This window comes from Herbaspirillum sp. C7C2, from assembly GCF_022627865.1.
In the GTDB taxonomy this organism is placed as follows: Bacteria; Pseudomonadota; Gammaproteobacteria; order Burkholderiales; family Burkholderiaceae_D; genus Herbaspirillum; species Herbaspirillum frisingense.
In genome coordinates this window covers 271,607-296,942 of the sequence record NZ_JABXGI010000003.1, presented here as the reverse complement: position 1 = coordinate 296,942, position 25,336 = coordinate 271,607, and the positions used below count along the sequence as shown (strand labels likewise).

Genomic DNA, 25,336 nt, shown 5'->3' with positions numbered 1-25,336 from the left:
TTTCGGCCTCCCCGACGCGTCGCCTGGAGGCCGCCAAGCCCTGGCAGGTGCCGGCGAAAGAAGCAGGCAGCCGGCATGCGGCGGTGTATCATGCTGCGCCACGCAGTGTTGCGCCGTTTGCGGCGAAAACTGAACACCTGTTCCACCCTGATAGAAGCAAGATGACGCAAGCATTCCTCAAATGCGGCAGGTTCCGCCTGCCGGTACAGCAAGGTCGCCGGCCACTGGTCATGGGCATCCTCAACGTGACGCCGGATTCCTTCTCCGACGGCGGACGCCACCAGTCGCTGGAAATGGCCCTGACCCATGCCGAACAGATGATTGCCGACGGTGTGGACATCATCGATATCGGTGGAGAATCCACCCGTCCCGGTATCGCCCCTCTGTCACTGGAGCAGGAGCTCGAACGCGTCATGCCAGTGATCTACGCGTTGCGCGATTGTGGCAAGCCGCTCTCGCTGGATACCTACAAGCCCGCCGTCATGCGCGAAGCCCTGCTGGCGGAAGTGGACATGATCAACGACATCAACGGTTTTCGCGCCGAAGGCGCCATCGATGCCGTCAAGGACAGCGAGGCCGGCCTGTGCGTGATGCACATGCAGGGCCAGCCGCAGACCATGCAGCAAGCCCCGGTCTACGATGACGTGGTGGCGGAAGTTGCCCACTTTTTGCAAGGACAGGTGGACCTGATGCGGGCGGCCGGCATCGCGCGCGAACGCATCTGCATCGACCCCGGTTTTGGATTTGGCAAGACAGTGGAGCATAATCTTGCTTTGCTCAAAAATACCCGCAGCCTGATCGATCAAATTGACCTGCCGCTCTTGGCGGGCATGTCGCGTAAATCCATGGTCGGCGCGGTCGTCGGCAAGCCGCTGGAACGGCGCATGGCCGGCAGTATCGGCGCGGCGCTGGCAGCGGCCCAGCAGGGCGCAATGATCATCCGCGTGCATGACGTGGCCGAAACCGTCGACGCGCTCACCATGTGGCAGGCCGGGCGCCCGGACAATTGATGCACCGGCGCCGCATGGCCGCCTGCGACAGGCAGCTGCGGCAGTTTCAGGCAGAAATCGGAAGTTGCCCTATTCAAGGCATCAAGGGAGACAGGTCGGCCGTTCGGCCGCCTGCAGGAAAGAGTTAGAGGAAACAACATGGCAGCAAAATATTTCGGCACCGACGGCGTGCGTGGTCGCGTCGGCGTGGCCCCCATCACCCCGGACTTCGTCATGCGTCTGGGCTATGCCGCAGGCAAGGTACTGACCAAGGCCAAGGAAGGCGCGGCCCGCCGCACGGTCCTCATCGGCAAGGACACCCGGATTTCCGGCTACATGCTGGAAGCCGCCTTGGAAGCCGGTTTTGCCGCAGCGGGCGTGGATGTCTGGCTGGCTGGACCGATCCCCACCCCGGCTGTGGCCTATTTGACCCGCGCCTTGCGGCTCTCGGCCGGTGTGGTGATATCCGCTTCGCATAATCCGTATCATGACAATGGCATCAAGTTCTTCTCCGCCAGCGGCAACAAGCTGCCGGACGCCGTCGAAGCCGATATCGAGGCGGCCCTGGAGCAGCCCATGGAATGCGTGCCCTCCGAGAAGCTGGGCAAGGCTCGTCGCCTCAATGATGCCGCCGGTCGCTACATCGAATTCTGCAAGAGCACCTTCCCCGGTGCCATGGACCTGCGCGGCATGCGCCTGGTGGTCGATTGCGCCCATGGCGCGGCCTACAATATCGCCCCTCACGTGTTCCATGAACTGGGTGCCGAGGTCATCACCATCGGTAACCAGCCCGATGGCCTGAACATCAACGAGGACTGCGGTGCCACCGCGCCCAAGACCCTGGTGGCGTCGGTGCGCGAATACCGCGCTGACCTGGGCATCGCACTCGACGGCGATGCCGACCGCCTGATCATGGTCGACGACAGCGGCCGCATCTACAACGGCGACGAACTGCTGTACCTGATGGTCAAGGACAGGCTGGCCACCGGCGCGATCGATGGCGCGGTCGGCACGCTCATGACCAACATGGCCCTGGAGGTCGCCTTCAAGAAAATGGGCGTGCCCTTCGCGCGTGCCAAGGTGGGCGACCGCTATGTGCTGGAAGTGCTGCAGGAAAAGGGCTGGCTGCTGGGTGGCGAGGGTTCCGGTCACCTGCTGGCGCTGGACAAGCACACCACCGGCGACGGCATCGTCTCGGCGCTGCAGGTGCTGTCGGCACTCAAGCGCGCAGGCCAGACCCTGGCGCAGATGACGGCGGATATCAGCATGTATCCACAGTCGCTGATCAACGTGAAGATCCCTGCCGGCTACGACTGGAAATCCAATACCGCCCTGCAGGCGGAAAAGGCGGCCGTGGAAGAGCAGCTCGGCGAGCGTGGGCGCGTACTGCTGCGCCCCTCCGGTACCGAGCCCCTGATCCGCGTGATGGTGGAAGCCCAGGAGGCCGAGCTGGCGCGCAGCATGGCGCAGCGTATCGCCGCCAAGGTGCTCTGAGTTCTTCCTGTTTCGGACTGCGGACGATGTCAAAAGAGCTAGCCCAAATCCTCATGGTGGAAGACGAACCCAGCATCGCGGAGCTATTGCGCTTCACGATGCAGGGGGCTGGTTTCGCCACCACCATTGCCACCGATGTGGCCCAGGCCCGCAAGTTCATTGCCGAGGCGCTGCCCCACGTGATCCTGCTGGACTGGATGTTGCCGGACAGCTCGGGCCTGGTGTTGCTCAGCGAATTGCGCCGCGATCCGCGCACCGCCGCGCTGCCGGTCATCATGCTGACCGCCAAGGGCATGGAAGAAGACAAGGTCAAGGGCTTGAACGAGGGCGCCGATGACTACGTGACCAAGCCCTTCTCACCCAAGGAACTGGTGGCGCGGGTGCAGGCGCTGTTACGCCGCAAGACCCCCGAGATCGGCAGCCAGGTGCTGCGGTATCGCGACATTGGCATCGACGTCGAGCGGCGCGAAGTCTCGGTCGGTGGCCGGCCGGTGACGCTGGACCAGGCCGAATTCAAGCTGCTGCGCTATCTGGTGGCCCACCCGGAACGCATCTTTTCGCGCGCCCAGTTGCTGGACAAGGTGTGGGGTGACCATACCTTCATCGAAGAACGCACGGTGGACGTGCATATCATGCGTCTGCGCAAATCGCTGGGCGATCTCGCGCATTACGTGCAGACGGTGCGTGGCATGGGCTACAAGCTCAGCGGCGAGCAATGATCGCCTCTCAGGTAGTCGGCGTGCGTCGCTGAAGCCGCATCATGAAAAAAGCGATCCGAGGATCGCTTTTTTCATGGCGGCTCCCTCTCGCCAGGTTCAGTCCAGCGGCACGCTGCGATAGCGGTTGACCTCCGAGGCCGACACCCATCCGCCCTGATTACCCCAGCTGTTGAGCACATAGGACAGTACCGCCGCCACCTCGGAATCGCTTAGTTGCGGCCCGAAGGGCGGCATGCCGAAGGGATAGGGATTGCCGGTCGTGGATGGCGGAAAACCGCCATTGAGCACGGTGCGAATCGCATTGAGCGGTTGTGGCCCGGCGATGGCATGGTTTCCTGCCAGCGGCGGATAATCCGGCGCGCTACCCTGGCCCTTGCCGCCATGACAGTCCACGCACAGTGATCCGTAGAGCTTCTGGCCCTGCTTGAGGATGCGTTCGGCTTGCGCCGGCTCCGGGCGCGGTGTGCCGGAGCCGGCCGAACTTTCCGATGAGGGCGCCGGCAACGTCTTGAGGTAGACGCTGATGGCCGAGATGTCGCTATTGGTCAGATATTGCAGGCTGCGGCCGACGATTTCCGACATGGGCCCCAGCGCCGTACCGCGAGGCGATACCCCGGTCTTGAGCAGGGCGGCAATATCGGCCTCGCTCCAGCTTCCCAATCCCTTTTCCCCGCCATGCAGTGGCGGCGCATACCACGCCAGCGGCGGTATCACGCCGCCCTCCAGTGCCAGCGGCGCCAGGCTCGCGCCGAGAGCGTTGCGTGCGCTATGGCAGGCGCTGCAATGGCCGGCGCCCTGGACCAGATAGGCACCACGGTTCCATTGCGCATCGCGTGCCGGGTCGGGCGTGAAGCTGCCCGGTTTGAAATACAAGGCACGCCACAGCGCCAGCAGCATGCGCTGGTTGTAGGGAAAGCGCAGTGCATGATCGCGATTGGGCTGATTGACCGGCGGCAGGCTCTGCAGATAGGCGAAGAGGGCATCGCTGTCGTCGCGGCTCATCCGGGTGTAGCTGGTATAGGGGAAGGCCGGATAGAGGAAGCGGCCATCGCGGCCCCGCCCGTGATGCAGCGCGCGCCAGAAATCGTCGCGGCTCCAGTTGCCGATGCCGGTGGCTTTGTCCGGCGTGATGTTGCTGGTGTAGAGCGTGCCGAAGGGGCTGGCGATGGCGCGTCCCCCGGCATATCCCGCTCCGCCGCGCACGGTGTGGCAGGCCATGCAATTGCCGGCCTGCGCCAGGTATTGGCCCTTGAGCCGCTGCGCCTGCGGATCACCGACCGCGGAAGCCATGCCCGGGTCCTCGCTGGCCAGGCTCTGCCAGGCCACCACGCCAGCCAGGCCCACCAGCGTGCCGGCGGTGCCCAGCAGCAGCCACTTCAGGCCGGTTGTCCAGGGCCGCCTCATGGTATTGCTCCCATCGTGCCAGGCTTCGACACCGCCGGCCCCATGCTGCCGCACTGTGTGGGCAATGGCTTGGGCGGTGCAGCGGCCGGGCGGTAATCCGGTGGAACCGGCTGCGCCGCCAGCCAGCTGCTGGCGGCGTTGATGTCTTCCGGGCTCAGGGCGCGGGCGATCTCGCCCATGCAGTCCGGCGCCTTGGCCTTGCGCTCGCCGTTGCGCCAGGCGCCCAGCTGCGCGTTGATGTAATCCTTGGGCAGTCCCAGCAGGCCGGGAATGCCCGGTGCCACCCCGCCCAGGCCATCACCATGGCATGCGGCGCAGGCGGGCATGCGCTGCGCGGGCTGGCCGGTGGTGACCAGCTGGCGGCCGCGCTCCAGCACCGTTGCGCTGGCCTCGGTGGTGACTGGCGGCGGGTAGGGCGGGTGCTGGGCGGCGAAGAAGATCGCAATCTGCTGGAGATAGTCGTCCGAGAGATTGGCCAGCAGGTAATTCATCATCGGGTAACGGCGCTGGCCATCCCGGAAACTCTGCAATTGATGCAGCAGATAGCCTTCCGGCTTGCCGGCGATGCGGGGGTAATAGCCGTCGGCGGTGGCGCGCCCCTCCTTGCCATGGCAGACGGTGCAGGCCGCCATGCGTTCGGCCATGCCAGGAATCGCCCTGGCGTCAGGCGCGGTAGCAGGTGATTGGGCCATGGCCGGTCCACATGCAATCCAGGTCCCCAGTGCGATGGCAGCAGTTTTCTTCATATTTGTTATGAGCGGGCGCATCGACCTATTGTAGTGCAAGCCGCCGCAGTGCTTGCGGCTTTGCAAGCCCGGGCGCAGCGGATACAATAGCGGCCTTGCTGCCCCCGTAGCTCAGTGGATAGAGCGATCCCCTCCTAAAGACAATTGGGCAGCGGCTGCCGAAAGGCGCCGCGTGAATGGAGTCAAATTCGGTGAACCCTGACAGCGCCTGGTCGTGATGACTGCGCGGCTGCTGGCAATACCGAGCCAAGCCGGCTTCCGTGAGGACGCTGGAAGGTGTAGAGACTAGACGGCTCCGGTCTAAAGGCCAGTGCATCAATGGCACTGCCCACGATCAAGGTATAGTCCAGACCACAAACAGACTCTGGTGGCGAAAGCCATAGTGGTATGAAGGGATAGGTCACACGTTCGATCCGTGTCGGGGGCACCAGCATAAAAAAAGCGCAGAAGGTATCTTCTGCGCTTTTTCGTTTTCTGCCCCATCCGCTTCATCTCAGCGTGGGGCAGCCTTGCATCCATCATCCTGCTCTGTCGTCAATGGCCCTGGTTGGTACTGTCCAGGAAGCGGCGCGCATTGTCGCTCTGCGGGCGCGTTCCCGAAGGCGAGGGCGCAGCCCCCGGGCTGCCGGGGGCGCTGCCTGGCACGTTCGGCGCCGGCTGGGCCGTGCCCGGGGCGGCCGGGGTCTGGCTCGGGGTCCAGCCGAAGAAGTTCGAGATCGCATCCACCACCGTCACGCCCACATTGGTCACCAGACCGTTGTTGGGAGTGAAGTTGTCGTAGTAGGGCTCGCCATCGATGAAGCGGATGCCATCGGGGGCCGGCTGGTCGAACTGCGGCACGCCCTTCAGGGCCTTGGCCATGTAATCCACCCAGATCGGCAGTGCCAGCTGGGCGCCGAATTCCATGCCACCCAGGCTCTTGGGCTGGTCATATCCCATCCACACCACGGTGGCCAGCGTGCGCTGGTAGCCGGCAAACCAGCCATCCACGGCGTCGTTGGTGGTACCGGTCTTGCCGGCCAGGTCGGTACGGCCGATGCTGTTGCTGCGTGCGCCGGTGCCGCGCTGGGCCACGGACTTGAGCAGGTTGGTCATCATGTAGCTGTTGCGCTCGGCTACCACCCGTGGTGCGCCGTTGCCGACGATCAGCGGTTCCGCCTTGGACAGCACCTTGCCGCGGGCATCGGTGATCTGCGAGATCAGGTAGGGCTGGATCTTGTAGCCACCATTGGCGAACACCGAATAGGCCGCCGACAACTGCAGCGGATTGGTCTGGCCCGCGCCCAGTGCCATGGGCAGATAGGGCGGGACCTTGTCGGCGTCGAAGCCGTAGGTGCCGGTGATGAAGTCCTTGGCGTAAGGCACGCCGATGTAGTCCAGCGTGCGGATGGCCACCAGATTGACCGACTTCTGCAGGGCCGTGCGCACCGTGATCGGGCCGGCCGGGGTTTCGTCATCCTTGGGTTCCCAGTTCGGCTGGCCGGGGCCGGCAGGGTAGGACACCGGAGCATCATTGACGATGGAGGCGGGTGCAAAACCCTTCTCCAGCGCCGCCGAATAGATGAAGGGCTTGAACGTGGAGCCGGGCTGGCGCCAGGCTTGCGTCACGTGGTTGAAGTTGTTCTGGGTGAAGTCGAAACCGCCCACCAGCGCGCGGATGGCACCGTCCTGCGGCACCACCGACACCAGTGCCGCTTCCACCTGCGGCAACTGCACCACCTGCCAGTTCTGCTTGGCATCCTGCATCACGCGGATCAATGCGCCGGGGCCGATGCGCACGTCCTTCTTGGCCTTTTCCGACAGCGCCGATGCCACGAAACGCAGCGCCTCACCCTTGACGCTGATCTTGTCGCCGTTGCGCAGCACCGCGTCGATCTGCTTGGGGCTGGCAGCCACCACCACGGCGGCCAGGATGTCGTCGTTGTCCGGATGGTCGTCCATCACGTCGTCGATGGCGGAGGCCCGATCCTCCGCGTTCGAGGGCAGCTCGATGGTCTCTTCCGGGCCACGGTAGCCATGCCGACGGTCATAGTCCATCACGCCCTTGCGCACGGCCAGGTAGGCGGCCTGCTGGTCGGCGGCATTGACGGTGGTGTAGACGTTGAAGCCCTGGGTATAAGTGTCTTCCTTGTACTGGGCGTACACCATCTGGCGCACCATTTCATTCACATATTCTGCATGCACCGTGTACTGGCTGCCCGGTGCACGCACCTTCAGTTCTTCCTTGGAAGCCTTGTCGTACTGCGCCTGGGTGATGAAGCCCACGTCCAGCATGCGCTGCAGGATGTACTGCTGGCGGATGTGGGCGCGCTTGGGGTTGACGATGGGGTTGTAGGCCGATGGTGCCTTGGGCAGGCCGGCCAGCATGGCGGCTTCGGCCAGGCTGACGTCCTTGAGGTCCTTGCCGAAATAGGTGCGGGCGGCAGCGGCAAAGCCGAAGGCGCGCTGGCCCAGGTAGATCTGGTTCATGTAGACCTCCAGGATCTGGTCCTTGGTCAGGGCATGTTCGATCTTGTTGGCCAGCAGCACTTCATAGAGCTTGCGGGAGAAGGTCTTTTCCTTGGTCAGGAAGACATTGCGCGCCACCTGCATGGTGATGGTGCTGGCCCCCTGCGAGGCGCTGCCGCGCAGCACGTCGGTCACCAGGGCGCGGGCGATGCCGATCCAGTCGATGCCGCCATGTTCGTAGAAGCGATAGTCCTCAATGGCCAGCACGGCGTTCTTCATGTCGGCTGGGATGTCGTCCAGCTTGACCAGGCTTCGCTTTTCTTCACCGAATTCGCCCAGCAAGACCTTGTCTTCGGACCAGATGCGCAGCGGGACCTTGGGCCGGTAATCGGTGATCAGGTCCAGCGAGGGCAGGCGCGGGTTGATGAAGATCAGGGCGTAGACCACCAGTAGCGCACCGGCGATGCCGAGACCCAGGATGGACAGACCGATGAACTTGGCGATATTGGGATTGAGGAAGCCGCGCTGGCGGCGCAGCGGGTCCGGCAAAGTTGGAAGAGGCATGGGATGAGTGTGAATCGGGATGCGCTATCTTACAGCATCGGGCCACCAGCCCGGCGGACCGGCCGCCGGCAATGCTTTACCAGTTGTAACATCGACCGTTTTCGTCGTTGTAATTCGAGAGAATTTTGTTATTTTTCAGAAATACCGTTGCCGTAGTGACAATCGGGGCCGACTACCCGAGGGCCGCTGGCATTTGGTGGCGTCTTTTGTAAATCAAGACAGCGTCAGCGCGCTTAAATCAGCATTTCGCCGGCGCAGTCGGTACAATGCCGCTCTTTCGCCGTTGGTTCTCCTTGGTTCTCTTTTTCAGGCGACTTCGCATCCATCCTGCGCGGCCCAGGCCGTCGCATTCACGCAGATCACGCTACTCACGCTATGGCCGTCATTTCCCTCTCCGACGCACAACTGGCCTTCGGCCACGTCGCGCTCCTCGATCACGCCGAATTCTCGCTGGAGACCGGCGAACGCATCGGCCTGATCGGCCGCAACGGCACCGGCAAGTCTTCGCTCCTGAAGATCATTGCCGGTCGCTCGAAGCTGGACGATGGCCTGCTGGTGATGCAGCAGAACCTGAAGATCGCCTATGTCGACCAGGAGCCGCATTTTCCGGAAGAGATGACGGTGTTCGATGCCGTGGCTTCGGGCCTTGGCGAGCTGCCGGCCCTGCTGGCCGAATATGAAGCCATCACCGGCCAGTTCGGCGGCGACAACGACGATGCCCTGCTGGAGCGCATGCACCAGATCCAGACCGTGCTGGACGCGGCCGACGCCTGGTCCATCGGCAACAAGGTCGAGACCACGCTGGACAAGCTGAACCTGAACCGCGAAGCACGCATCGGCGAACTCTCCGGCGGCATGAAGAAACGCGTGGCCCTGGCCTGCGGCCTGGTGGGCAACCCTGACGTGCTGCTGCTGGACGAGCCGACCAACCACCTGGACTTCGGCTCCATCCTGTGGCTGGAAGGCCTGTTGCGCGACTTCAAGGGCAGCATCCTCTTCATCACCCACGACCGTAGTTTCCTGGACAACGTCTCGACCCGCATCATCGAACTGGATCGCGGCAAGATCCTGTCCTTCCCCGGCAACTTCAGCACCTACCAGACCCGCAAGGCCGAGCTGCTGGCCAACGAGGAAGTGGAAAACGCCAAGTTCGACAAATTCCTGGCCCAGGAAGAGGTCTGGATCCGCAAGGGCGTGCAGGCCCGCCGTACCCGCGACGAAGGCCGTGTGCGACGCCTGGAAGCGCTGCGCGTGCAGCGCAGCGAGCGCCGCGACCGGCAAGGTCAGGTCAAGCTGGAAGTGGGCACCGGCGAACGTTCCGGCAAGATCGTGGCGGAACTGGAAAACGTCAACAAGGCCTACGGCCCGAAGACCATCGTGCGCGATTTCAGCACCATCCTCATGCGCGGCGACAAGGTCGGCCTGATCGGCCAGAACGGCGCCGGCAAGACCACGCTGCTCAAGTTGATCCTGGGCGAGGAAGCGCCGGATAGCGGCACCGTCAAGCAGGGGACCAAGATGCAGGTCGCCTATTTCGATCAGATGCGCGCGCAACTGAATGAAGAAACCACGCTGGCTGACACGATTGCCCCGGGCAGCGACTGGGTCGAGGTCAACGGCCAGCGCAAGCACGTGATGACCTACCTGTCGGACTTCCTGTTCGCGCCGGAACGCGCCCGCTCGCCGGTGCGCACGCTCTCCGGCGGTGAACGCAACCGCCTGCTGCTGGCGCGCCTGTTCGCCAAGCCGGCCAACGTGCTGGTGCTGGACGAACCGACCAACGACCTCGACATCGATACCCTGGAACTGCTGGAAGAACTGCTGGAAGAATATCCGGGGACGGTATTCCTGGTCAGCCACGACCGCATGTTCCTGGACAACGTCGTGACCCAGGTGATCGCCGCCGAGGGCAATGGCGTCTGGCGTGAATACGTGGGTGGTTATTCCGACTGGGAGCGTCAGCGTCCGACCACGCAGGCGGCCTCCAAGGCTGGCGGCAAGGCGGCCGACAGGGCCACCGACAGTGGCGAGGTCAAGGCCGAATCGACCATGGCGGCACCGGTGGCTGCGCCCGCGGCCAAGAAGAAGCTGAGCTACAAGGAACAGCGTGAGCTGGAAGAACTGCCCAAGCGCATCGCCGCACTGGAAGCGGAGCAGAAGCAGATTTCCGAGAAGCTGGCCGACCCCGACCTCTACAAGAAGAGTGCCGATGACGCCGTCAAGCTGAACCAGCGTTTCGCCGAGATCGACGAAGAACTGCTGGTCAGCCTGGAGCGCTGGGAAGAGATCGAAGGCAGGAAGTAAGCGCCCTCAGCCTGCGCAGGCCGCTCAGTTCGGCTTGCGCAAGGCTTCGCGCAGGTCGGGCAGCATCTCGCGCAGATTGGGCGCGTCCTCGGCATAGGGGCGCAGGGCCAGGTAGGCTTCCAGATCTTCCAGCGCGGCCTGGGCCATGCCCAGGTTGGCGAAGGCCAGTCCGCGGTCGCGCTTTTCGGTGACTTCTTCGGGCAGCAGGATCACCAGGCGTTCCTGCACGTCCAGCACCTGTTGCCAGCGCTGGCTTTCCATGAAGATGGCTTTCAGGTTGCGCAGCATGCGCGCCAGGATTTCGCGTGGATGAGCCGCCCGCAGATAGGCCGCCAGGGGCAGCTCGTCGCCGAACTCTTCTTCCGGCTGATGGGCCAGGAAGGGCTCCAGACGCTCTTCCAGTTCTTCCCGCGACAGGCTGGAACCGTTCATGGGGTCCAGCACGATTTCACCCGACTGTACCGATAACTTCATCAGGAAGTGGCCAGGGAATGAAACCCCCTTCATGTCCAGCCCGATCTGCTGGGCCAGTTCGATATAGACTACCGCCAGCGAGATAGGGATGCCGCGCCGGGTCGAGATCACCCGGTGGATGTAGCTGTTGTCGGGGTCGTAGTAATTGTTGACGTTGCCGGCGAAGGCCATTTCCTGGAAGAAGAACTGGTTCAGCATGCGCAACTTCTGGATTTGCGACGCATCCGGAGGGAGTCGCTGCCTGAGCTTGAGCGCCAGGGTGTCGAGCGCCATTTCCTCTTCAGCGAAATCCATTTCGGGATAGAAATCCTGTCCCAACGTCAGGGCGGATTCGAACAAGGGAATCGAATCGTCCTGGCGCACCAGCGAAGCAAAATAGTCGAGGGAGGTGAGCGTCATGACACCCATGCTATCAAAATATTGCGCGCTGCGTCAGGTCTGCCTGGAGGGGAGTGAAATTTGTTGTTTCACTCCACCGTTTTCTTTTGCTGAAGCGACAGCAAGGCTGGTTCAGCGGCTCAGCGGCGCGCGATCCGCTTGAATTCGCGCAGCCGGAAACCCATCGCAAACAGGGGGCCGAAGTAGGCAGCTGCACAGACCCCCAGTACCAGCATCAACGCGCCGATGCGTAGCAGCGGATGGGCGCGCAGGGCGACCCAGTCGAAGTGGCCGGCGATCCACAAGGCCACTCCGGCCATCACCAGCAAGGCGCCGCATAGACGCACCAGGAACAGGCCCCAGCCCGGTCGCGGCACGTAGATCTGGCGCCGGCGCAGGCCGATGAACAGGCACAGCGCATTGAGGCAGGCGCCCAGCCCGATCGACAGCGCCAGGCCGGCATGAGCGAAGATCGGCACGAACAGGCTGTTCATGGCCTGGGTGGCGATGAGCACGCCCACGGCGATGATCACCGGGGTGCGGATATCCTGCTTGGCATAGAAACCGGGCGCCAGGATCTTGACCAGGATCAGTCCGATCAGGCCCACGCCATAGGCCACCAGTGCGTGGCCGACCATGGTGACGGAAAGCGCGTCGAAACGTCCGTAGTGGAACAGGGTGGCGGTCAGCGGTTCGGAGAGCGTGGCCAGTCCTACCGCGGCCGGCATGGCCAGCATGAAGGTCAGCCGCAGGCCCCAGTCCAGCAGGGCCGAGTACTCCTCCATGTCCTGCGCGGCGTGGGCGTTGGACAGGCTGGGCAGCAGGATGGTCCCCAGGGCGACGCCCAGCAGGGCGGTGGGGAATTCCATCAGGCGGTCGGCATAGGTCAGCCAGGAGACGCTGCCGTGCTCCAGGCGCGAGGCGATGTTGGTATTGATCATCAGGCTGATCTGCGCGGCCGAGACGGCAAAGACGGCCGGCCCCATCTTCTTCAACACCCGTTTGACGCCCTCGTCGCGCAACCCGAGCATGGGATTCCAGTACAGGCGCGGCAGCATGCCGATCTTCACCAGTGCCGGCACCTGGATGGCCACCTGCAGCACGCCGCCCACCAGCACGGCGAAGGCCATGGCGTAGATGGGCTGCTCCATGAAGGGCGCCACGAACAGCGAGGCCACGATGAAGGCCACGTTGAGCAGCACCGAGGTCACGGCCGGGATCTTGAATTCCTTCCAGGTATTGAGGATGCCCCCGGCCAGCGCCACGAAGGCCATGAAGCCGATGTAGGGAAACATGATGCGGGTCATCAGCACCGAGGCGTGGAAGGCGTCCGGGTTGTATTGCAGGCCGGTGGCGATGAAATAGACCACGAAGGGGGTGGCCACGATGCCGGCCACGCAGGTGATGAGCATCACCCACATCAGGGCGGTGGCGACATGGTCGATCAGCTGCCTGGTCTCTTCGATACCGCGGCGGTTCTTGTATTCGGCCAGGATGGGCACGAAGGCCTGCGAGAACGCGCCTTCGGCGAACAGGCGGCGCAGCAGGTTGGGAATACGGAAGGCGATGTTGAAGGCGTCGGTGTAGGCGGAGGCGCCGAAGGCGCGGGCAAACAGGATTTCCCGGACCAGTCCGGTGATGCGCGAGAGCATCGTCATGCCGGAAATGGCGGCTAGCGTTTTATGCAAGTTCATGGAGCGGCATTATAGCGGGGGCCTTGCGGCGGCGGCCGCAATCGCGGCCCTGGTTCCGGTGCGTCTGCCGGCCTGGACCGGCGATGCGCAGCGGGTGGAGGTAGAGTCGCCGGGTGGATGGCAGGTTCGATGCCGGATGACAATTTCTTTGCGGCAATCCAGCCCTCGCTGAACTTGCATGCCGGCCGATGCAGGGCTGTTTACGGCAGTTCAGCGACAGAAGAGGGCAAGTTGATTGCCTTGTCGAGTGAATCTGGTTATAATCCGATGCTTTACAGAATTTGGCATCGCGAGTCCTCGGGGTTTGCGGCGCAAACGACTCTCGATTTAGGATAATTTTCATGGCAAATACCGCACAGGCACGTAAGCGTGCTCGTCAAGCAGTCAAGCAAAACGCTCACAACTCGAGCCAGCGCTCGACCCTGCGCACCGCAATCAAGGCAGTTCGCAAGGCCATCGCCGCCGGCGACAAGGCTGCAGCAACCTCCGTGTTCCAATCTTCCGTGTCGACCATCGACAGCATCGCCGACAAGAAGATCATCCACAAGAACAAGGCTGCTCGCCACAAGAGCCGTCTGGCTGCTGCCCTGAAGGCCCTGGCTGCTTAATTGCTGCTTGGCTTGAGCTGAAGCGCGGTTCACCCGCTTCAGACTGCAGTACAAGAAAACCGCTTGCTTGCAAGCGGTTTTTTGCGTTTGTCGCCCGTGTTTTACCCGTTTGCCGCGACTTGTTCCTGCCGGTTTGTGGTGGCCGGCACGGCAGGCCACCAGCCTGCCGCTCCTGCTGACCACCTTGCTTACTGGGGCAGGCCTTCGATCTTGGTGCCGGGCTTGATGTTCTTTTGCTTGAACCAGCCCTTGTTCATCTCCAGCGCATAGACCGCTGCGCGTTTCGCACAATGCGAATCCAGGGTCTGTTCCTTCATTTCCTCGATGTTGATGATGACGCCTTTTTCATCCATGAAGGCCACCGACAGGGGAATCAGCGTATTTTTCATCCACATGCAGACGCCTGCCGGCTGACCGAACAGGAACAGCATGCCTTCGTTGTCCCCCATCTTGTCGCGGAACATCAGGCCTTGCTCGCGCTCGGCTTCGGACTGGGCCACTTCGGCCTTGATCAGGTGGATGCCGATGTTGAGCTGGGTGGTGGGGAACTTGCGGACCGGCGTCTGGGCGCTGGCAGTGGTGCTGGCGAGGCAGCCGATGGTCAGCGCGGCAGCGGCGGCGAGGCGCAAGAGGGCGGGGCGGAAAAGTGAAGATTGGCGCATGTTCAATATCTATCGTGGATCAGGTCGGACGAAGAGCAGGCAGCATAGCAGGTGCCGGGCCGGGTGCGACAGTGGATGAGCAGCCAGCCGGCAAAAGCGTGCGGGCATGAAAAAAGGCAGGACCAGCCTGCCTTTTCTTGATGCGGACGCTAATTACTTAGCTTCAGCTGCCTTCTTTGCCTTCTTTGCCTTTTTGGCCTTCTTGGCCTTCTTAGCCTTCGGAGCAGCGGCTTCAGCCTTCGGCGCTTCCGGAGCGGCCGGAGCTTGTGCGAAAGCAGCAGTGGCGAACAGACCAGCGATCAGAGCGGCGATCAATTTTTTCATTTTGCGTCCTTCAATTCAACATGTTAGGGATGTGAGGCAAACGATGATTCGTGCGAATCAATGCCAATAACGGCGGGCGCGGATGAAGGTTGACACTGATTTTGATCTTTTTTACGGAGATTGATGAAGAATCATGCACTCTGCCACAATAAAATGTTGTTAGAGTGATCAGTATTTTGGGTCCTGGCCTGTTCAGGATGGGTTGTCCAGTGCGGCCGGATCGACCTCGCGCCATTCGCCGGGCATCAGAGGATGACTCGCCAGCGAGAACGGCCCGATCGCGATGCGCACCAGGCGCAGCGTCGGCAGGCCTACGGCAGCCGTCATCCGGCGCACCTGGCGGTTCTTGCCTTCGCTGATGGTCAGTGCGATCCAGCTGGTCGGCTGGTTCTGGCGCTGGCGGATCGGTGGTGTGCGCGGCCATAGCCAGGGCGGTTCCTGGATCAGTTGGGCCTGGCTTTGCTGGGTCACGAAATCGCCCAGGTCCAGCGGGTTGCTCAAGCGTTGCAGCGCCTCCGGGCTGGCCTGGCCTTCCACCTGGGCCAGATAGGTCTTGGGCTGCTTGCGCCGGGGATGGGCAATGGCATGCTGCAGCTTGCCGTCGTCGGTGAGCAGGAGCAGGCCCTCGCTGTCGGCGTCCAGCCGGCCGGCGGGATAGACATTGGGAATATCGATGTAGTCGGCCAGGGTCTGGCGTTCGGGGTGGGCCGAGAACTGGCTCATCACCTGGAAAGGTTTGTTGAATAAGATCAGAGGCATGCGCTAGTGTCGCAAAAACATGGCATTCCGTAAAATCCTGATGCATAATCGTCCACGGATGTCCTATATCTTATATAAGACCTTGCGCGTGCATTCCGGAATTTCCCCGACTCAAACTGCGGAAATCTCTTAAAATTCCCCGCTTGTATGACAATCCAGGCAATGGCGACCTGCTGGTCGCTGGTCCGGATTGCCGCTGATGCCTTCTATCCCTTCTATCGCCACCGCCTCAACCGTCGGAGACCACGATGTCGTACCAACATATCCAAGTGCCTGCTGAAGGGCGCAAGATCACCGCCAACGCTGATGACACCCTCAATGTCCCCAATAACCCCATCATCCCCTTCATCATGGGCGATGGCGTGGGCGTGGATGTGACGCCGGTGATGCTCAAGGTGGTCGATGCCGCCGTGGAAAAGGCCTACGGTGGCGCGCGCAAGATCCACTGGATGGAAATCTACGCCGGCGAAAAGTCGACCCGGCTGTATGGTCCCGATGTCTGGCTGCCGGATGAGACCCTGGACGTGCTCAAGGAATACCTGGTCTCGATCAAGGGGCCCCTGTCCACGCCGGTCGGCGGCGGTATCCGCTCGCTCAACGTGACCATGCGCCAGCAGTTGGACCTGTATGTCTGCCTGCGGCCGGTGCGTTACTTCAAGGGCGTGCCTTCACCGCTGCGCGAGCCGGAGAAGACCGACATGGTGATCTTCCGCGAGAACTCCGAGGACATCTACGCCGGCATCGAATGGCAGGCCGGCACGCCGGAAGTGAAGAAACTGATCGAACTGCTGACCCGCGAGATGGGTGTCAAGAAGCTGCGCTTCCCGGAGACCTCTGCACTGGGCATCAAGCCGGTCTCGCGCGAAGGTACCGAGCGCCTGGTACGTAAGGCGATCCAGTACGCCATCGATCACGACAAGCCCTCGGTCACCCTCGTCCACAAGGGCAATATCATGAAGTACACCGAAGGTGCCTTCCGTGACTGGGGCTATGCCCTGGCGGGCCGCGAATTCGGTGCCGAGCTGATCGACGATGGCCCGTGGATGCGCCTGAAGAATCCCAAGACCGGTCGCCAGATCGTGATCAAGGATGCGATCACCGATGCCTTCTTCCAGCAGGTGCTGATGCGCCCGGCGGAATACAGCGTCATTGCCACCATGAACCTGAACGGAGACTACATCTCCGACGCCGTGGCGGCCCAGGTCGGCGGCATCGGCATCGCGCCGGGTGCCAACATGTCCGACTCCGTGGCCGTGTTTGAAGCCACTCACGGGACCGCGCCCAAGTACGCCGGCAAGGACTATGTGAACCCCGGCTCCAGCATTCTCTCGGCAGAAATGATGCTGCGCCACATGGGCTGGATCGAAGCGGCCGAACTGATCGTGACCGCGATGCAGAAGTCGGTCTCTGCCAAGCGCGTGACCTATGATTTCGCCCGTCTGCTGGAAGGCGCGACCCAGGTTTCGTGCTCCGGCTTCGGCGAAGCCATGATCGAAAACATGTAAGGCCGTCAGACTGCTTCCGGTAGAGATTCGGGTTGCGAAGATGACGAAAAAACAACAGCCGGCAATGTCCGGCTGTTTGTTTTTGGGAAGAAGGGGAAGGGCGATAACGCCGCCACGCGGATTGCACTAGCCGCGCGCCCAATGAAAAAAGCCCTGCAATGCAGGGCTTTTAAGAGCATACCGGGGTTTAAGCGGCGTTCTGGATGTTCGATGCTTGCTTGCCTTTGGGGCCTTGCGTAACGTCAAACTGGACTTTTTGACCTTCTTTCAGGGTCTTGAAGCCGTTCATCTGGATTGCGGAGAAGTGAGCGAACAGATCTTCGCCGCCGTCATCCGGAGTGATAAAGCCAAAGCCTTTGGAATCATTGAACCACTTGACAGTACCTGTTGCCATAAAAGCATCTTTCAAATATTAACTATCACACGAGCCGTCAAAGCAAGAAGCATCGCGCGTCACGCAGCCCCCCTTAAACCGTGCCCCCTTCGCATCGATCAGTTGTTACATTTGGTAACTACTAATCAATGAATTTGCATTGTTCTCGGTCGAAATCCAAAAGTCAAGCAGTTTTCATCTCAAAGTTTATGGGCTTGTTTGGGGGATAGCGCAGGATCCCCTTGATTTAGGATAAATCATCGTCATCTGCGCAAGGTCCGGAAAACAAGTAATATCTATCTCATCTAGAGGTTACGAGATCATTGTGCGTTGCACAGCTTTTGATGGTCCAATAAACGCATGGCAACCAAGCACGTAAATGATGGCGGTACAGTCCTGGAACGGCAGGAGGCCAAACTCAAGCCGCCCGCGATGTACCAGGTTTTTTTGTTGAACGATGACTATACGCCGATGGAATTCGTCGTCGCAGTCATCCAGCAGTATTTCAACAAGGACCGTGAAACCGCGACGCAGATCATGCTCAAGGTTCACCGCGATGGGAAGGGAATGTGTGGTGTGTATCCCAAAGATATCGCATCCACTAAAGTGGAACTCGTTTTAACCCACGCTCGAAAGGCAGGGCACCCCCTGCAATGCGTGATGGAGGAAGCATGATTGCGCAGGAACTCGAAGTCAGTTTGCATATGGCCTTTGTCGAAGCCAGACAATCGCGTCATGAATTCATTACCGTGGAGCACTTGCTGCTGGCGTTGCTGGACAACCCGTCGGCCGCCGAAGTGTTGCGCGCCTGCTCGGTGAACATTGACGATCTGCGCAAGACGCTGACCAATTTCATCACCGACAATACCCCCACGGTACCCGGTACTAACGAAGTGGATACCCAGCCCACGCTGGGCTTCCAGCGCGTGATCCAGCGCGCCATCATGCACGTGCAGTCGGCGTCCAATGGCAAGAAGGAAGTCACCGGCGCCAACGTGCTGGTGGCCATCTTCGGCGAGAAGGATTCGCACGCGGTGTACTACCTGCACCAGCAGGGCGTGACCCGCCTGGACGTGGTCAATTTCATTTCGCACGGTGTGCGCAAGGACCAGCAGGCTGATCCGCAGAAGGCGCCGGAAGGTGCCGAGGACGTGCAGGCCGAAGGCCAGCAGAAGGAAAGCCCGCTCGACCAGTTCACCCAGAACCTGAACAAGGCCGCCGCCGAAGGCAAGATCGATCCGCTGATCGGCCGCGATTCCGAGGTCGAGCGCGTGATCCAGACCCTGTGCCGTCGCCGCAAGAACAACCCGCTGCTGGTGGGCGAAGCCGGCGTGGGCAAGACCGCCATCGCCGAAGGCCTGGCATGGCGTGTCACGCAAGGCGATGTGCCGGAGATCTTGAAGAACGCCGTCGTCTACTCGCTGGACATGGGCGCGCTGCTGGCCGGCACCAAGTATCGCGGTGACTTCGAACAACGTCTGAAGGCAGTGTTGAAGCAGTTGAAGGACAGCCCCAACGGCATCCTCTTCATCGACGAAATCCACACCATCATCGGTGCCGGTTCGGCCTCGGGTGGCACGCTGGACGCGTCCAACCTGTTGAAGCCGGCGCTCTCCAGCGGTCAGTTGAAGTGCATCGGTGCGACCACCTATACCGAGTTCCGTGGCGTCTTCGAGAAGGATCACGCGCTGTCGCGTCGCTTCCAGAAGATCGACGTGAACGAACCGACCGTGGAACAGACCGTGCAGATCCTGCGTGGCCTGAAGTCCAAGTTCGAGGAACACCATGGCGTGAAGTATTCCGCTTCGGCGCTGACTTCGGCAGCCGAGCTGGCAGCCCGCTTCATCAATGATCGTCACCTGCCCGACAAGGCCATCGACGTCATCGACGAAGCTGGTGCGGCACAGCGCATCCTGCCCAAGTCCAAGCAGAAGAAGACCATCGGCAAGCCGGAGATCGAGGAAATCATTTCCAAGATCGCCCGCATCCCGCCGCAGTCCGTGAACCAGGATGATCGCGCCAAGCTGCAGACCATCGATCGCGACCTGAAGAACGTCGTCTTCGGTCAGGACCCGGCCATCGAAGCGCTGTCGTCGGCCATCAAGATGGCCCGTGCCGGCCTGGGCAAGACCGACAAGCCGATCGGCTCCTTCCTGTTCTCCGGTCCGACCGGCGTGGGCAAGACCGAAGTGGCCAAGCAACTGGCCTTCATCCTCGGTATCGAGCTGGTGCGTTTCGACATGTCCGAATACATGGAGCGTCATGCCGTGAGCCGCCTGATCGGCGCCCCCCCGGGTTATGTCGGCTTTGACCAGGGCGGCCTGCTGACCGAGGCTGTCAACAAGAAGCCGCATGCCGTGCTGCTGCTGGACGAAATCGAAAAGGCGCACCCCGACATCTTCAACATCCTGTTGCAGGTGATGGACCATGGCACGCTGACCGACAACAACGGCCGCAAGACCGACTTCCGCAACGTGATCATCATCATGACCACCAACGCGGGTGCCGAGAGCCTGCAGAAGCGCACCATCGGCTTCACCGAGAAGAAGGAAGCCGGGGACGAGATGGCGGACATCAAGCGCATGTTCACGCCTGAGTTCCGCAACCGTCTGGATGCCATCATCAGCTTCCGCCCGCTGGACGAGGAAATCATCCTGCGTGTGGTCGACAAGTTCCTCATGCAACTGGAAGAGCAGCTGCACGAGAAGAAGGTGGAAGCCGTCTTCTCCGACAGCCTGCGCAAGTTCCTGGGCAAGAAGGGCTTCGATCCGCTGATGGGTGCACGCCCGATGTCGCGCCTGATCCAGGACCTGATCCGCAAGGCGCTGGCCGACGAACTGCTGTTCGGCAAGCTGGTCAGCGGCGGTCGCGTGACGGTGGAGATGGACGACAAGGAGCAGATCAAGCTGGAATTCCCCGAGGGCGACGATTCGTCCCCGCCGGAAGAGCCGCAGGAAAAGCTCGAAGTCGAATAAGCCTCAGCCAGTAAATCAGCAAGCCAACAAGGCCGCTCCGGAAATCCGGAGTGGCCTTTTGTTTTTGGGGCAGGGCGCTTTCGATACCCGCGTCCACACAACAAGATACGCACAACAAAAAACGGCGCGGTCTTCACCGCGCCGTCTCAGGGCAAACCTCAGGCCAAAGAGGCGTGATCAGAAGACTCAGGGTACCAGTGGCTTGCCCGCTTCCTGCTTGGCCTTCACGATCTGCGTGACCTTGTCGATCATCGACAGACGATAAGTGGTCGCCGGATGCAATGCCGTATAGCCATTCGGCACACTGGCCGGATACTGCTCGGCCAGGCGCTTCCAGAAGGCCGGCACATTGTCGATGTTGTAGCCGGCGCGTGCCAGCAGGTACAGCGACAGGGTATCGGCCGCTGCATCCAGATCCTGCGGATAGACGCGGATGCCGGCCGTACCGGCGGTGGTGGTCGGGTCCGGATGCGGCAGCAGCAGGTTGTCGATCACCTCCGCGATGGTCGACACCATGCGTTGGCGGATCGCATGGCCGAGGATGTTGTGCGCCATGTCCTTGGCGATCAGATAGGCCAGTTCGTCATCCGAACGGGTGAACTTGAGCATGCCCCGGGTGATCAGCACGCGGCGACCATCGGCATAGGTGTTGACGTTGTCGGCATTGCCCAGCTCGATGCTGAAGGCGCAGGCGTAGGTCAGCGGCACGTTGAGCGTGCTGTTCTGGCCATTGCGTTGCACGCCCAGCGCGATCGGCGCCTGCTTGACCACCAGCGGGCTCAGCAGCACGGCGGCCTGGCGTTCGGCATCGGTGCCCTGCGGCATCGGCTTGCCTGCCACCGACATCAGGAAGTCACCACGCTGGATGCCCGCCTTTTCCGCTCCACTGCCGGGCAGCACGCCGGTAACCTGCAGGCGGTCGTCATAGCCCAGGCTGCGGGCGGTTTCAGCGTATTCGATCGGGAAGGAATACTTGTTCTTGGCGGTAAATCCCAGCAGGTTGCGGGCGTTGCCACGGCATAGTTGCGCGTTGCTGGTCAGCAGCGGCGCGGCCACGCGATAGAGGCGATCCTGCTGGGCGATCAGTTCACGCAGTTGCGCTTGTTGGGGATTGTCGGCGACCGGTTTGGGGGCCTGGGTCACTACCGTCGGCTTGGCGGGGGCGCTGGTCGGCGCGGTGCCGGGTTCCTGGGTGGCGCAGGCGGCCAGGATGGCCAGCGGCGCCAGGGTGGCGAGGGTTCTTATCTTCTGCCACGCGGGCAGGGGGGGTACGAGCATGCGGTTCTCCATCAATAGGGGCCTGCTGGGTCCGGGGTGTCCCGGACAGGCCATAGGACAGGCTCATCCTTGTCACGGTTCCTTGTCGCTTTGTACTGTGGCGTAGGACGGCCGCTGGCGCCGCAGCCAGCGGCAGGGACGATTCAGGACTTGCCGGTGCTGCCGAAGCCGCCTTCGCCGCGCTCGGTTTCGGTGGAGAACTTGTCCACCATGCTCAAGGCCACCTGTACCACCGGCTGGAACATCAACTGGGCAATCCGGTCGCCCGGCTGCACGACGTAGTCTTCCTGGCCCGAATTGGCCAGGATCACGGCGATTTCACCGTGGTAATCGGCATCGATGACGCCGATGCCTTGTGCCACATGCAGCCCGTGCTTGAGCGAAAGGCCCGAGCGCGAGGCCACGATGGCCACCAGCGAAGGGTCCATCATGTTGATGGCCAGGCCGGTCTTGATCAGTTCGCGGCTACCGGCGCGCAGGGTGATCGGGGCTTCGATGCAGGCCCGCAGATCCAGTGCGGCGGAGCCATCGGTGGCATAGCTGGGAACAGGGATCTGTTCGCCGAGAAGGGGGTTGACGATACGGGCTTCGATTCGACGATGCATATTTCTTCACGGGTGATGGAATGACAAGAATGCGCGCCAGGCTGGCGGCGTGCATCACCTAAGGCCGCAATTCTAGCAACTTCCATCTTGGAATGGATGTTTCTTGCCGCCCTGGCGAGAAGCGGGGATTGCCGCGCGAGTCCGTTGGTTCGGACATCCTTGGTGCACTGCAATGTCCGATCGAGGTGCAATCGCGCCAATGTCGGGCCTGATGCCATGGCCGCCAGCGCCGTGGCAGGGCGGGAAGAATATCCGTGATCGGCTGCAAGCGCATGGCCCATGCGGCTTGCGGCGTCCTGTTGCCACCTCTGGCACAGTTTCTGCTCATGACCTCAGGCAAGATTATGCATTATGCATAATCAATGTCGCCATGCCGCTGACACGCGGCATGCGGGTCATCTTCCGTGCCATCCATGCCATTCAAGCAGTCTTCAGGAGCAGGAGCCCATGTCGGACCACCGTCTAGAAGTCGACAATCTGAGCCACGCCTTCATCAAGGCCAACGGCGAAGAAATCCGGATATTCCAGAACCTTCACTTCAATGTCGGCAAAGGTGAGATCGTCGCCATCGTCGGTCGCAGTGGCGCAGGCAAGAGTACGCTCTTCAACCTCATCTCCGGCCTGCTCAAGCCGACTGCCGGTCGCATCGTGCTGCAGCCGCGCGAGGATGGCCGCGCCGGCAGCATTGCCTACATGTTGCAGAAGGACTTGCTGCTGCCCTGGCGCACCATCCTCGACAACGCTGTGCTGGGCATCGAGTTGCAGCGCGATGTCACCGAGGCCGACCGTGAGCGCGCCCGCGCCATGCTCAAGCGCTACGGCCTGGACACCGTGGCGCAGTCCTATCCACATGCGCTCTCCGGCGGGATGAAGCAGCGCGTGGCGTTATGTCGCACGCTGCTGGCCGATCCCACCGTGGTGCTGCTGGACGAACCCTTCTCCGCGCTCGACTACGAGACCCGCCTGATGCTGGAAAACGATGTCATCAGCCTCACGCGCAGCGAAGGCACCAGCGTCATCCTGGTGACCCACGACATCGACGAAGCCATCGCCATGAGCCAGCGGGTGGTGGTGCTCGGTGGACGTCCGGCGCAGATCATGCGCGAGCAGCACATCGTGCTCACGGTGGAGGGCAGCGATGGCCTGCGCGACGCCGTCAGCGCCCGGGGCGCGCCGGAATTCCCGCACTACCACAAAGAGATCTGGAACGCCCTGCGTGCCAGTGACGTCGCCCACGCCAGCACCTGAGGAGAGAGTGATGAAATCCAAAGACGGCAGCGCCACCGCCATCGTCGCCACCTTGCTGGTGGTGGCCGTCATCGTGTGGCAGATGGCGGCGCAGTCCAATCTGATCAACGGTCAACTGCTGGGCTCGCCGGCGGGAATCTACAAATCCGCCGTGATCGGCCTGAGCCAGGGACAACTGCTCTACGACACCTGGGTCACGCTGGTGGAGACCCTGCTGGGCCTGTTGCTGGGCAGCGGCCTGGGCATCGCACTGGGGCTGGCGCTGTGGTTCTATCCGCGTACTTCGGCCATCGTCGAGCAGTTCTCCATCCTGCTCAACAGCATTCCCAAGATCGCGCTGGGGCCCTTGATCATCATCTGGTTCGGCTCGGGCATGGTCTCCAAGATCTGGCTGGCGGGGATCTCCACCTTTGCGGTGGCCATCATCTCTTCCTGCGCCGCCGCCCAGGAGGTCGACAAGGATCTCCTGAACCTGTTCAAGTCCTTCAAGGCCCAGCGCGCCAAGGTGTTCAAGAAGCTGATCCTGCCGGCGTCGGTGCCGTGGATCTTTTCCATCCTGCGCATCAACATCGGCTTCGCCCTGATCGGGGCGGTCGTGGGCGAATTCATCGCCTCCGAAAGCGGACTCGGGCATGCGGTCTTCGTGGCCGGCTCGCTGTTTGACCTCAATACCGTCTGGCTGGGCGTGATCATCCTCACGCTCATGGCGGCCTTACTCACCTGGCTGGTAAAACTGACTGAAGAAAGGGTAATTTCATGGAAAGGCGAACAATGAAGTCCATCCGCAAGGCAAGCGCAGCCGCACTGCTGTGCATCGGCTGTTTCGGGAGCAGCGTCGCGATGGCCGCCGAGAAGGCGGTGATCTACCAGGCCTTCCAGTCCATCCAGTATCTCCCCCTGTATGTCGCCATGGGCGAAGGACTGTTCGCCAAGCGTGGTCTGGAAGTGCAGAAGGTGACCGCCGGCGGGGGCGCCCAGGGTGTGGCGGCGGTCATTGGCGGTCATGCCGATTTCTCGCTGCAAGACCCGATGACGGCCGTGCTGGCCAATCTCAAGGGCGCGTCGTTGACCAATGTGGCCATGATAGTGGCGGGCGTGCCGGTGTGGACGGTCGCGCCGGCCAATTCACCGATCAACTCCATCGCCGACTTCAAGGACCGGACCATTTCCACCGCCATCCCGCCGTCGACCTCGACCTACCTGCTGCAGAACCTGCTCAAGGAAAAGGGCCTCAGTTCGGTCAAGCTCAATACGGTGGCCATCGGTACCGAGATTTCGCCGGTAGCCGCGGGCCGAGCCGATGCGGCGACGCTCTACCAGCCGCAGGTGGAGCAGGCGCTGGCCAACGGCTACAAGATCGTGCATGACTTCGCCAAGCAGTACAACGGTGTCTACGCCTTTTCCACGATTGATACCCTCAAGTCCACGGTGGAGAAAAAACCGCAACTGGTGCAGAGCTTCGTTGCCGGTATCGCCGATGCCGAAAAGCTGATGCAGTCCAATCCGGAGGTGGCCTACAAGGTCGCCATCGCCGAGTTCCCCCAACTGGACCCGACGGTGGTACGCGCGGCTGTCAAACGCCTGCTGGAGCAGAAGGTCTACCCGGCCACCCCCGTCATCTCGCGTGAAGCCTTCCAGGCCGGTCTGGATCTGCAGATTGCCATCGGCAACGTCAAGCCCGGGCAGGTCACCTACGAGAGCGCGGTCGACAACAGCTTCGCCGAAAAGACCACCAAGCCTTAAGATCTCCATGTGCCGCGCCGTGCATCCTGCCTCCGGGCCTCG

Annotated in this window: 22 protein-coding genes; 11 read left to right on the top strand and 11 right to left on the bottom strand. The window is 62.0% G+C overall.

Going from position 1 to position 25,336, the window contains the following annotated elements; genetic code table 11:
• Positions 1-161: 161 nt before the first annotated feature.
• The 3 genes from folP to HWE04_RS07275 all read left to right on the top strand — a co-directional run bounded on the left by folP (position 162) and on the right by HWE04_RS07275 (position 3,202).
• Positions 162-1,010 (top strand): dihydropteroate synthase, encoded by an 849-nt coding sequence (folP, locus tag HWE04_RS07285; protein WP_241811977.1) that lies wholly within the window; start codon positions 162-164, stop codon positions 1,008-1,010.
• Positions 1,011-1,148: 138 nt separating this feature from the next.
• On the top strand, positions 1,149-2,483 hold the full coding sequence (glmM, locus tag HWE04_RS07280; protein ID WP_006463183.1) for a phosphoglucosamine mutase: 1,335 nt from the start codon (positions 1,149-1,151) through the stop codon (positions 2,481-2,483).
• Between the two features lie 26 nt (positions 2,484-2,509).
• Complete coding sequence (locus HWE04_RS07275) at positions 2,510-3,202, top strand: winged helix-turn-helix domain-containing protein (protein WP_077237791.1); 693 nt, start codon at positions 2,510-2,512, stop codon at positions 3,200-3,202.
• A 96-nt stretch (positions 3,203-3,298) separates the two neighbouring features.
• Here the strand turns inward: HWE04_RS07275 and HWE04_RS07270 are convergent, their stop codons facing one another.
• The 3 genes from HWE04_RS07270 to HWE04_RS07260 all read right to left on the bottom strand — a co-directional run bounded on the left by HWE04_RS07270 (position 3,299) and on the right by HWE04_RS07260 (position 8,364).
• Positions 3,299-4,606, bottom strand: coding sequence for a cytochrome c (locus HWE04_RS07270; protein WP_241811976.1), 1,308 nt, complete (start codon positions 4,604-4,606; stop codon positions 3,299-3,301).
• Positions 4,603-5,352, bottom strand: coding sequence for a c-type cytochrome (locus tag HWE04_RS07265; protein WP_446719212.1), 750 nt, complete (start codon positions 5,350-5,352; stop codon positions 4,603-4,605). Before HWE04_RS07265 ends, HWE04_RS07270 begins: the two co-directional genes overlap by 4 nt.
• A gap of 534 nt (positions 5,353-5,886) precedes the next feature.
• On the bottom strand, positions 5,887-8,364 hold the full coding sequence (locus HWE04_RS07260) for a penicillin-binding protein 1A (protein WP_241811974.1): 2,478 nt from the start codon (positions 8,362-8,364) through the stop codon (positions 5,887-5,889).
• A 375-nt stretch (positions 8,365-8,739) separates the two neighbouring features.
• On the opposite strand from HWE04_RS07260, the gene HWE04_RS07255 reads away from it, so the two are divergent.
• Positions 8,740-10,668 (top strand): ATP-binding cassette domain-containing protein, encoded by a 1,929-nt coding sequence (locus tag HWE04_RS07255; protein WP_241811973.1) that lies wholly within the window; start codon positions 8,740-8,742, stop codon positions 10,666-10,668.
• 24 nt (positions 10,669-10,692) lie between these two features.
• Here HWE04_RS07255 and HWE04_RS07250 read toward each other — a convergent pair whose 3' ends face one another.
• Complete coding sequence (locus HWE04_RS07250) at positions 10,693-11,541, bottom strand: SirB1 family protein (protein ID WP_006463177.1); 849 nt, start codon at positions 11,539-11,541, stop codon at positions 10,693-10,695.
• A 119-nt stretch (positions 11,542-11,660) separates the two neighbouring features.
• Positions 11,661-13,214, bottom strand: coding sequence for a murein biosynthesis integral membrane protein MurJ (gene murJ, locus HWE04_RS07245; RefSeq protein WP_241811972.1), 1,554 nt, complete (start codon positions 13,212-13,214; stop codon positions 11,661-11,663).
• A 341-nt stretch (positions 13,215-13,555) separates the two neighbouring features.
• Between murJ and rpsT the strand changes: the two genes are divergently transcribed.
• Positions 13,556-13,822: a 30S ribosomal protein S20 gene (rpsT, locus tag HWE04_RS07240; RefSeq protein ID WP_006463174.1), complete on the top strand. Its 267-nt coding sequence runs from the start codon at positions 13,556-13,558 to the stop codon at positions 13,820-13,822.
• Positions 13,823-14,010: 188 nt separating this feature from the next.
• Here the strand turns inward: rpsT and HWE04_RS07235 are convergent, their stop codons facing one another.
• The 3 genes from HWE04_RS07235 to HWE04_RS07225 form a co-directional block, all read right to left on the bottom strand.
• Positions 14,011-14,484 carry a DUF192 domain-containing protein gene (locus HWE04_RS07235; protein WP_241811971.1) on the bottom strand — a complete coding sequence of 158 codons (474 nt, stop codon included), beginning with the start codon at positions 14,482-14,484 and terminating at the stop codon, positions 14,011-14,013.
• Between the two features lie 153 nt (positions 14,485-14,637).
• Positions 14,638-14,808, bottom strand: a complete 171-nt coding sequence (locus HWE04_RS07230) for a hypothetical protein (RefSeq protein ID WP_006463172.1) — start codon at positions 14,806-14,808, stop codon at positions 14,638-14,640.
• A 192-nt stretch (positions 14,809-15,000) separates the two neighbouring features.
• The gene (locus HWE04_RS07225) at positions 15,001-15,567 is read right to left on the bottom strand and encodes a pseudouridine synthase (RefSeq protein ID WP_241811970.1); all 567 of its coding nucleotides are present in this window, start codon (positions 15,565-15,567) and stop codon (positions 15,001-15,003) included.
• 248 nt (positions 15,568-15,815) lie between these two features.
• Here HWE04_RS07225 and icd point away from each other — a divergent pair, with 248 nt between their 5' ends.
• On the top strand, positions 15,816-17,072 hold the full coding sequence (icd, locus tag HWE04_RS07220) for an NADP-dependent isocitrate dehydrogenase (RefSeq protein WP_006463170.1): 1,257 nt from the start codon (positions 15,816-15,818) through the stop codon (positions 17,070-17,072).
• 187 nt (positions 17,073-17,259) lie between these two features.
• On the opposite strand, the gene cspE is transcribed toward icd, so the two are convergent.
• A complete protein-coding gene (gene cspE, locus HWE04_RS07215) occupies positions 17,260-17,466 on the bottom strand; it encodes a transcription antiterminator/RNA stability regulator CspE (protein ID WP_006463169.1) in 207 nt (68 codons plus the stop codon).
• Positions 17,467-17,805: 339 nt separating this feature from the next.
• On the opposite strand from cspE, the gene clpS reads away from it, so the two are divergent.
• Both clpS and clpA read left to right on the top strand, forming a co-directional pair.
• Positions 17,806-18,120 (top strand): ATP-dependent Clp protease adapter ClpS, encoded by a 315-nt coding sequence (clpS, locus tag HWE04_RS07210; RefSeq protein WP_006463168.1) that lies wholly within the window; start codon positions 17,806-17,808, stop codon positions 18,118-18,120.
• A complete protein-coding gene (gene clpA / locus HWE04_RS07205) occupies positions 18,117-20,420 on the top strand; it encodes an ATP-dependent Clp protease ATP-binding subunit ClpA (RefSeq protein ID WP_006463167.1) in 2,304 nt (767 codons plus the stop codon). Before clpS ends, clpA begins: the two co-directional genes overlap by 4 nt.
• Before the next feature lie 186 nt (positions 20,421-20,606).
• On the opposite strand, the gene HWE04_RS07200 is transcribed toward clpA, so the two are convergent.
• Both HWE04_RS07200 and dut read right to left on the bottom strand, forming a co-directional pair.
• Positions 20,607-21,698 (bottom strand): M48 family metalloprotease, encoded by a 1,092-nt coding sequence (locus HWE04_RS07200; protein WP_241811969.1) that lies wholly within the window; start codon positions 21,696-21,698, stop codon positions 20,607-20,609.
• Positions 21,699-21,841: 143 nt separating this feature from the next.
• Positions 21,842-22,303 (bottom strand): dUTP diphosphatase, encoded by a 462-nt coding sequence (gene dut / locus HWE04_RS07195; protein ID WP_006463163.1) that lies wholly within the window; start codon positions 22,301-22,303, stop codon positions 21,842-21,844.
• Between the two features lie 447 nt (positions 22,304-22,750).
• Here dut and HWE04_RS07190 point away from each other — a divergent pair, with 447 nt between their 5' ends.
• From HWE04_RS07190 to HWE04_RS07180, 3 genes are read left to right on the top strand one after another with little or no spacing between them, the layout of a single operon-like run.
• Positions 22,751-23,551 carry an ABC transporter ATP-binding protein gene (locus HWE04_RS07190; RefSeq protein ID WP_006463162.1) on the top strand — a complete coding sequence of 267 codons (801 nt, stop codon included), beginning with the start codon at positions 22,751-22,753 and terminating at the stop codon, positions 23,549-23,551.
• A gap of 10 nt (positions 23,552-23,561) precedes the next feature.
• Positions 23,562-24,326, top strand: coding sequence for an ABC transporter permease (locus tag HWE04_RS07185; protein WP_006463161.1), 765 nt, complete (start codon positions 23,562-23,564; stop codon positions 24,324-24,326).
• The gene (locus HWE04_RS07180) at positions 24,323-25,294 is read left to right on the top strand and encodes an ABC transporter substrate-binding protein (RefSeq protein WP_241811968.1); all 972 of its coding nucleotides are present in this window, start codon (positions 24,323-24,325) and stop codon (positions 25,292-25,294) included. Before HWE04_RS07185 ends, HWE04_RS07180 begins: the two co-directional genes overlap by 4 nt.
• The last annotated feature ends 42 nt before the right edge of the window (positions 25,295-25,336 follow it).

Coding starts and splice junctions, on each gene's coding strand:
- HWE04_RS07200 (WP_241811969.1), bottom strand. CDS start 21,698: ATGCTCGTACCCCCCCTGCCCGCGTGGCAGAAGATAAGAACCCTCGCC.
- cspE (WP_006463169.1), bottom strand. CDS start 17,466: ATGGCAACAGGTACTGTCAAGTGGTTCAATGATTCCAAAGGCTTTGGC.
- HWE04_RS07185 (WP_006463161.1), top strand. CDS start 23,562: ATGAAATCCAAAGACGGCAGCGCCACCGCCATCGTCGCCACCTTGCTG.
- HWE04_RS07260 (WP_241811974.1), bottom strand. CDS start 8,364: ATGCCTCTTCCAACTTTGCCGGACCCGCTGCGCCGCCAGCGCGGCTTC.
- murJ (WP_241811972.1), bottom strand. CDS start 13,214: ATGAACTTGCATAAAACGCTAGCCGCCATTTCCGGCATGACGATGCTC.
- rpsT (WP_006463174.1), top strand. CDS start 13,556: ATGGCAAATACCGCACAGGCACGTAAGCGTGCTCGTCAAGCAGTCAAG.
- HWE04_RS07250 (WP_006463177.1), bottom strand. CDS start 11,541: ATGACGCTCACCTCCCTCGACTATTTTGCTTCGCTGGTGCGCCAGGAC.
- HWE04_RS07255 (WP_241811973.1), top strand. CDS start 8,740: ATGGCCGTCATTTCCCTCTCCGACGCACAACTGGCCTTCGGCCACGTC.
- icd (WP_006463170.1), top strand. CDS start 15,816: ATGTCGTACCAACATATCCAAGTGCCTGCTGAAGGGCGCAAGATCACC.
- dut (WP_006463163.1), bottom strand. CDS start 22,303: ATGCATCGTCGAATCGAAGCCCGTATCGTCAACCCCCTTCTCGGCGAA.
- glmM (WP_006463183.1), top strand. CDS start 1,149: ATGGCAGCAAAATATTTCGGCACCGACGGCGTGCGTGGTCGCGTCGGC.
- HWE04_RS07180 (WP_241811968.1), top strand. CDS start 24,323: ATGAAGTCCATCCGCAAGGCAAGCGCAGCCGCACTGCTGTGCATCGGC.
- clpS (WP_006463168.1), top strand. CDS start 17,806: ATGGCAACCAAGCACGTAAATGATGGCGGTACAGTCCTGGAACGGCAG.
- HWE04_RS07275 (WP_077237791.1), top strand. CDS start 2,510: ATGTCAAAAGAGCTAGCCCAAATCCTCATGGTGGAAGACGAACCCAGC.
- HWE04_RS07270 (WP_241811976.1), bottom strand. CDS start 4,606: ATGAGGCGGCCCTGGACAACCGGCCTGAAGTGGCTGCTGCTGGGCACC.
- HWE04_RS07190 (WP_006463162.1), top strand. CDS start 22,751: ATGTCGGACCACCGTCTAGAAGTCGACAATCTGAGCCACGCCTTCATC.
- HWE04_RS07225 (WP_241811970.1), bottom strand. CDS start 15,567: ATGCCTCTGATCTTATTCAACAAACCTTTCCAGGTGATGAGCCAGTTC.
- HWE04_RS07265 (WP_446719212.1), bottom strand. CDS start 5,352: ATGAAGAAAACTGCTGCCATCGCACTGGGGACCTGGATTGCATGTGGA.
- HWE04_RS07230 (WP_006463172.1), bottom strand. CDS start 14,808: ATGAAAAAATTGATCGCCGCTCTGATCGCTGGTCTGTTCGCCACTGCT.
- folP (WP_241811977.1), top strand. CDS start 162: ATGACGCAAGCATTCCTCAAATGCGGCAGGTTCCGCCTGCCGGTACAG.
- clpA (WP_006463167.1), top strand. CDS start 18,117: ATGATTGCGCAGGAACTCGAAGTCAGTTTGCATATGGCCTTTGTCGAA.
- HWE04_RS07235 (WP_241811971.1), bottom strand. CDS start 14,484: ATGCGCCAATCTTCACTTTTCCGCCCCGCCCTCTTGCGCCTCGCCGCC.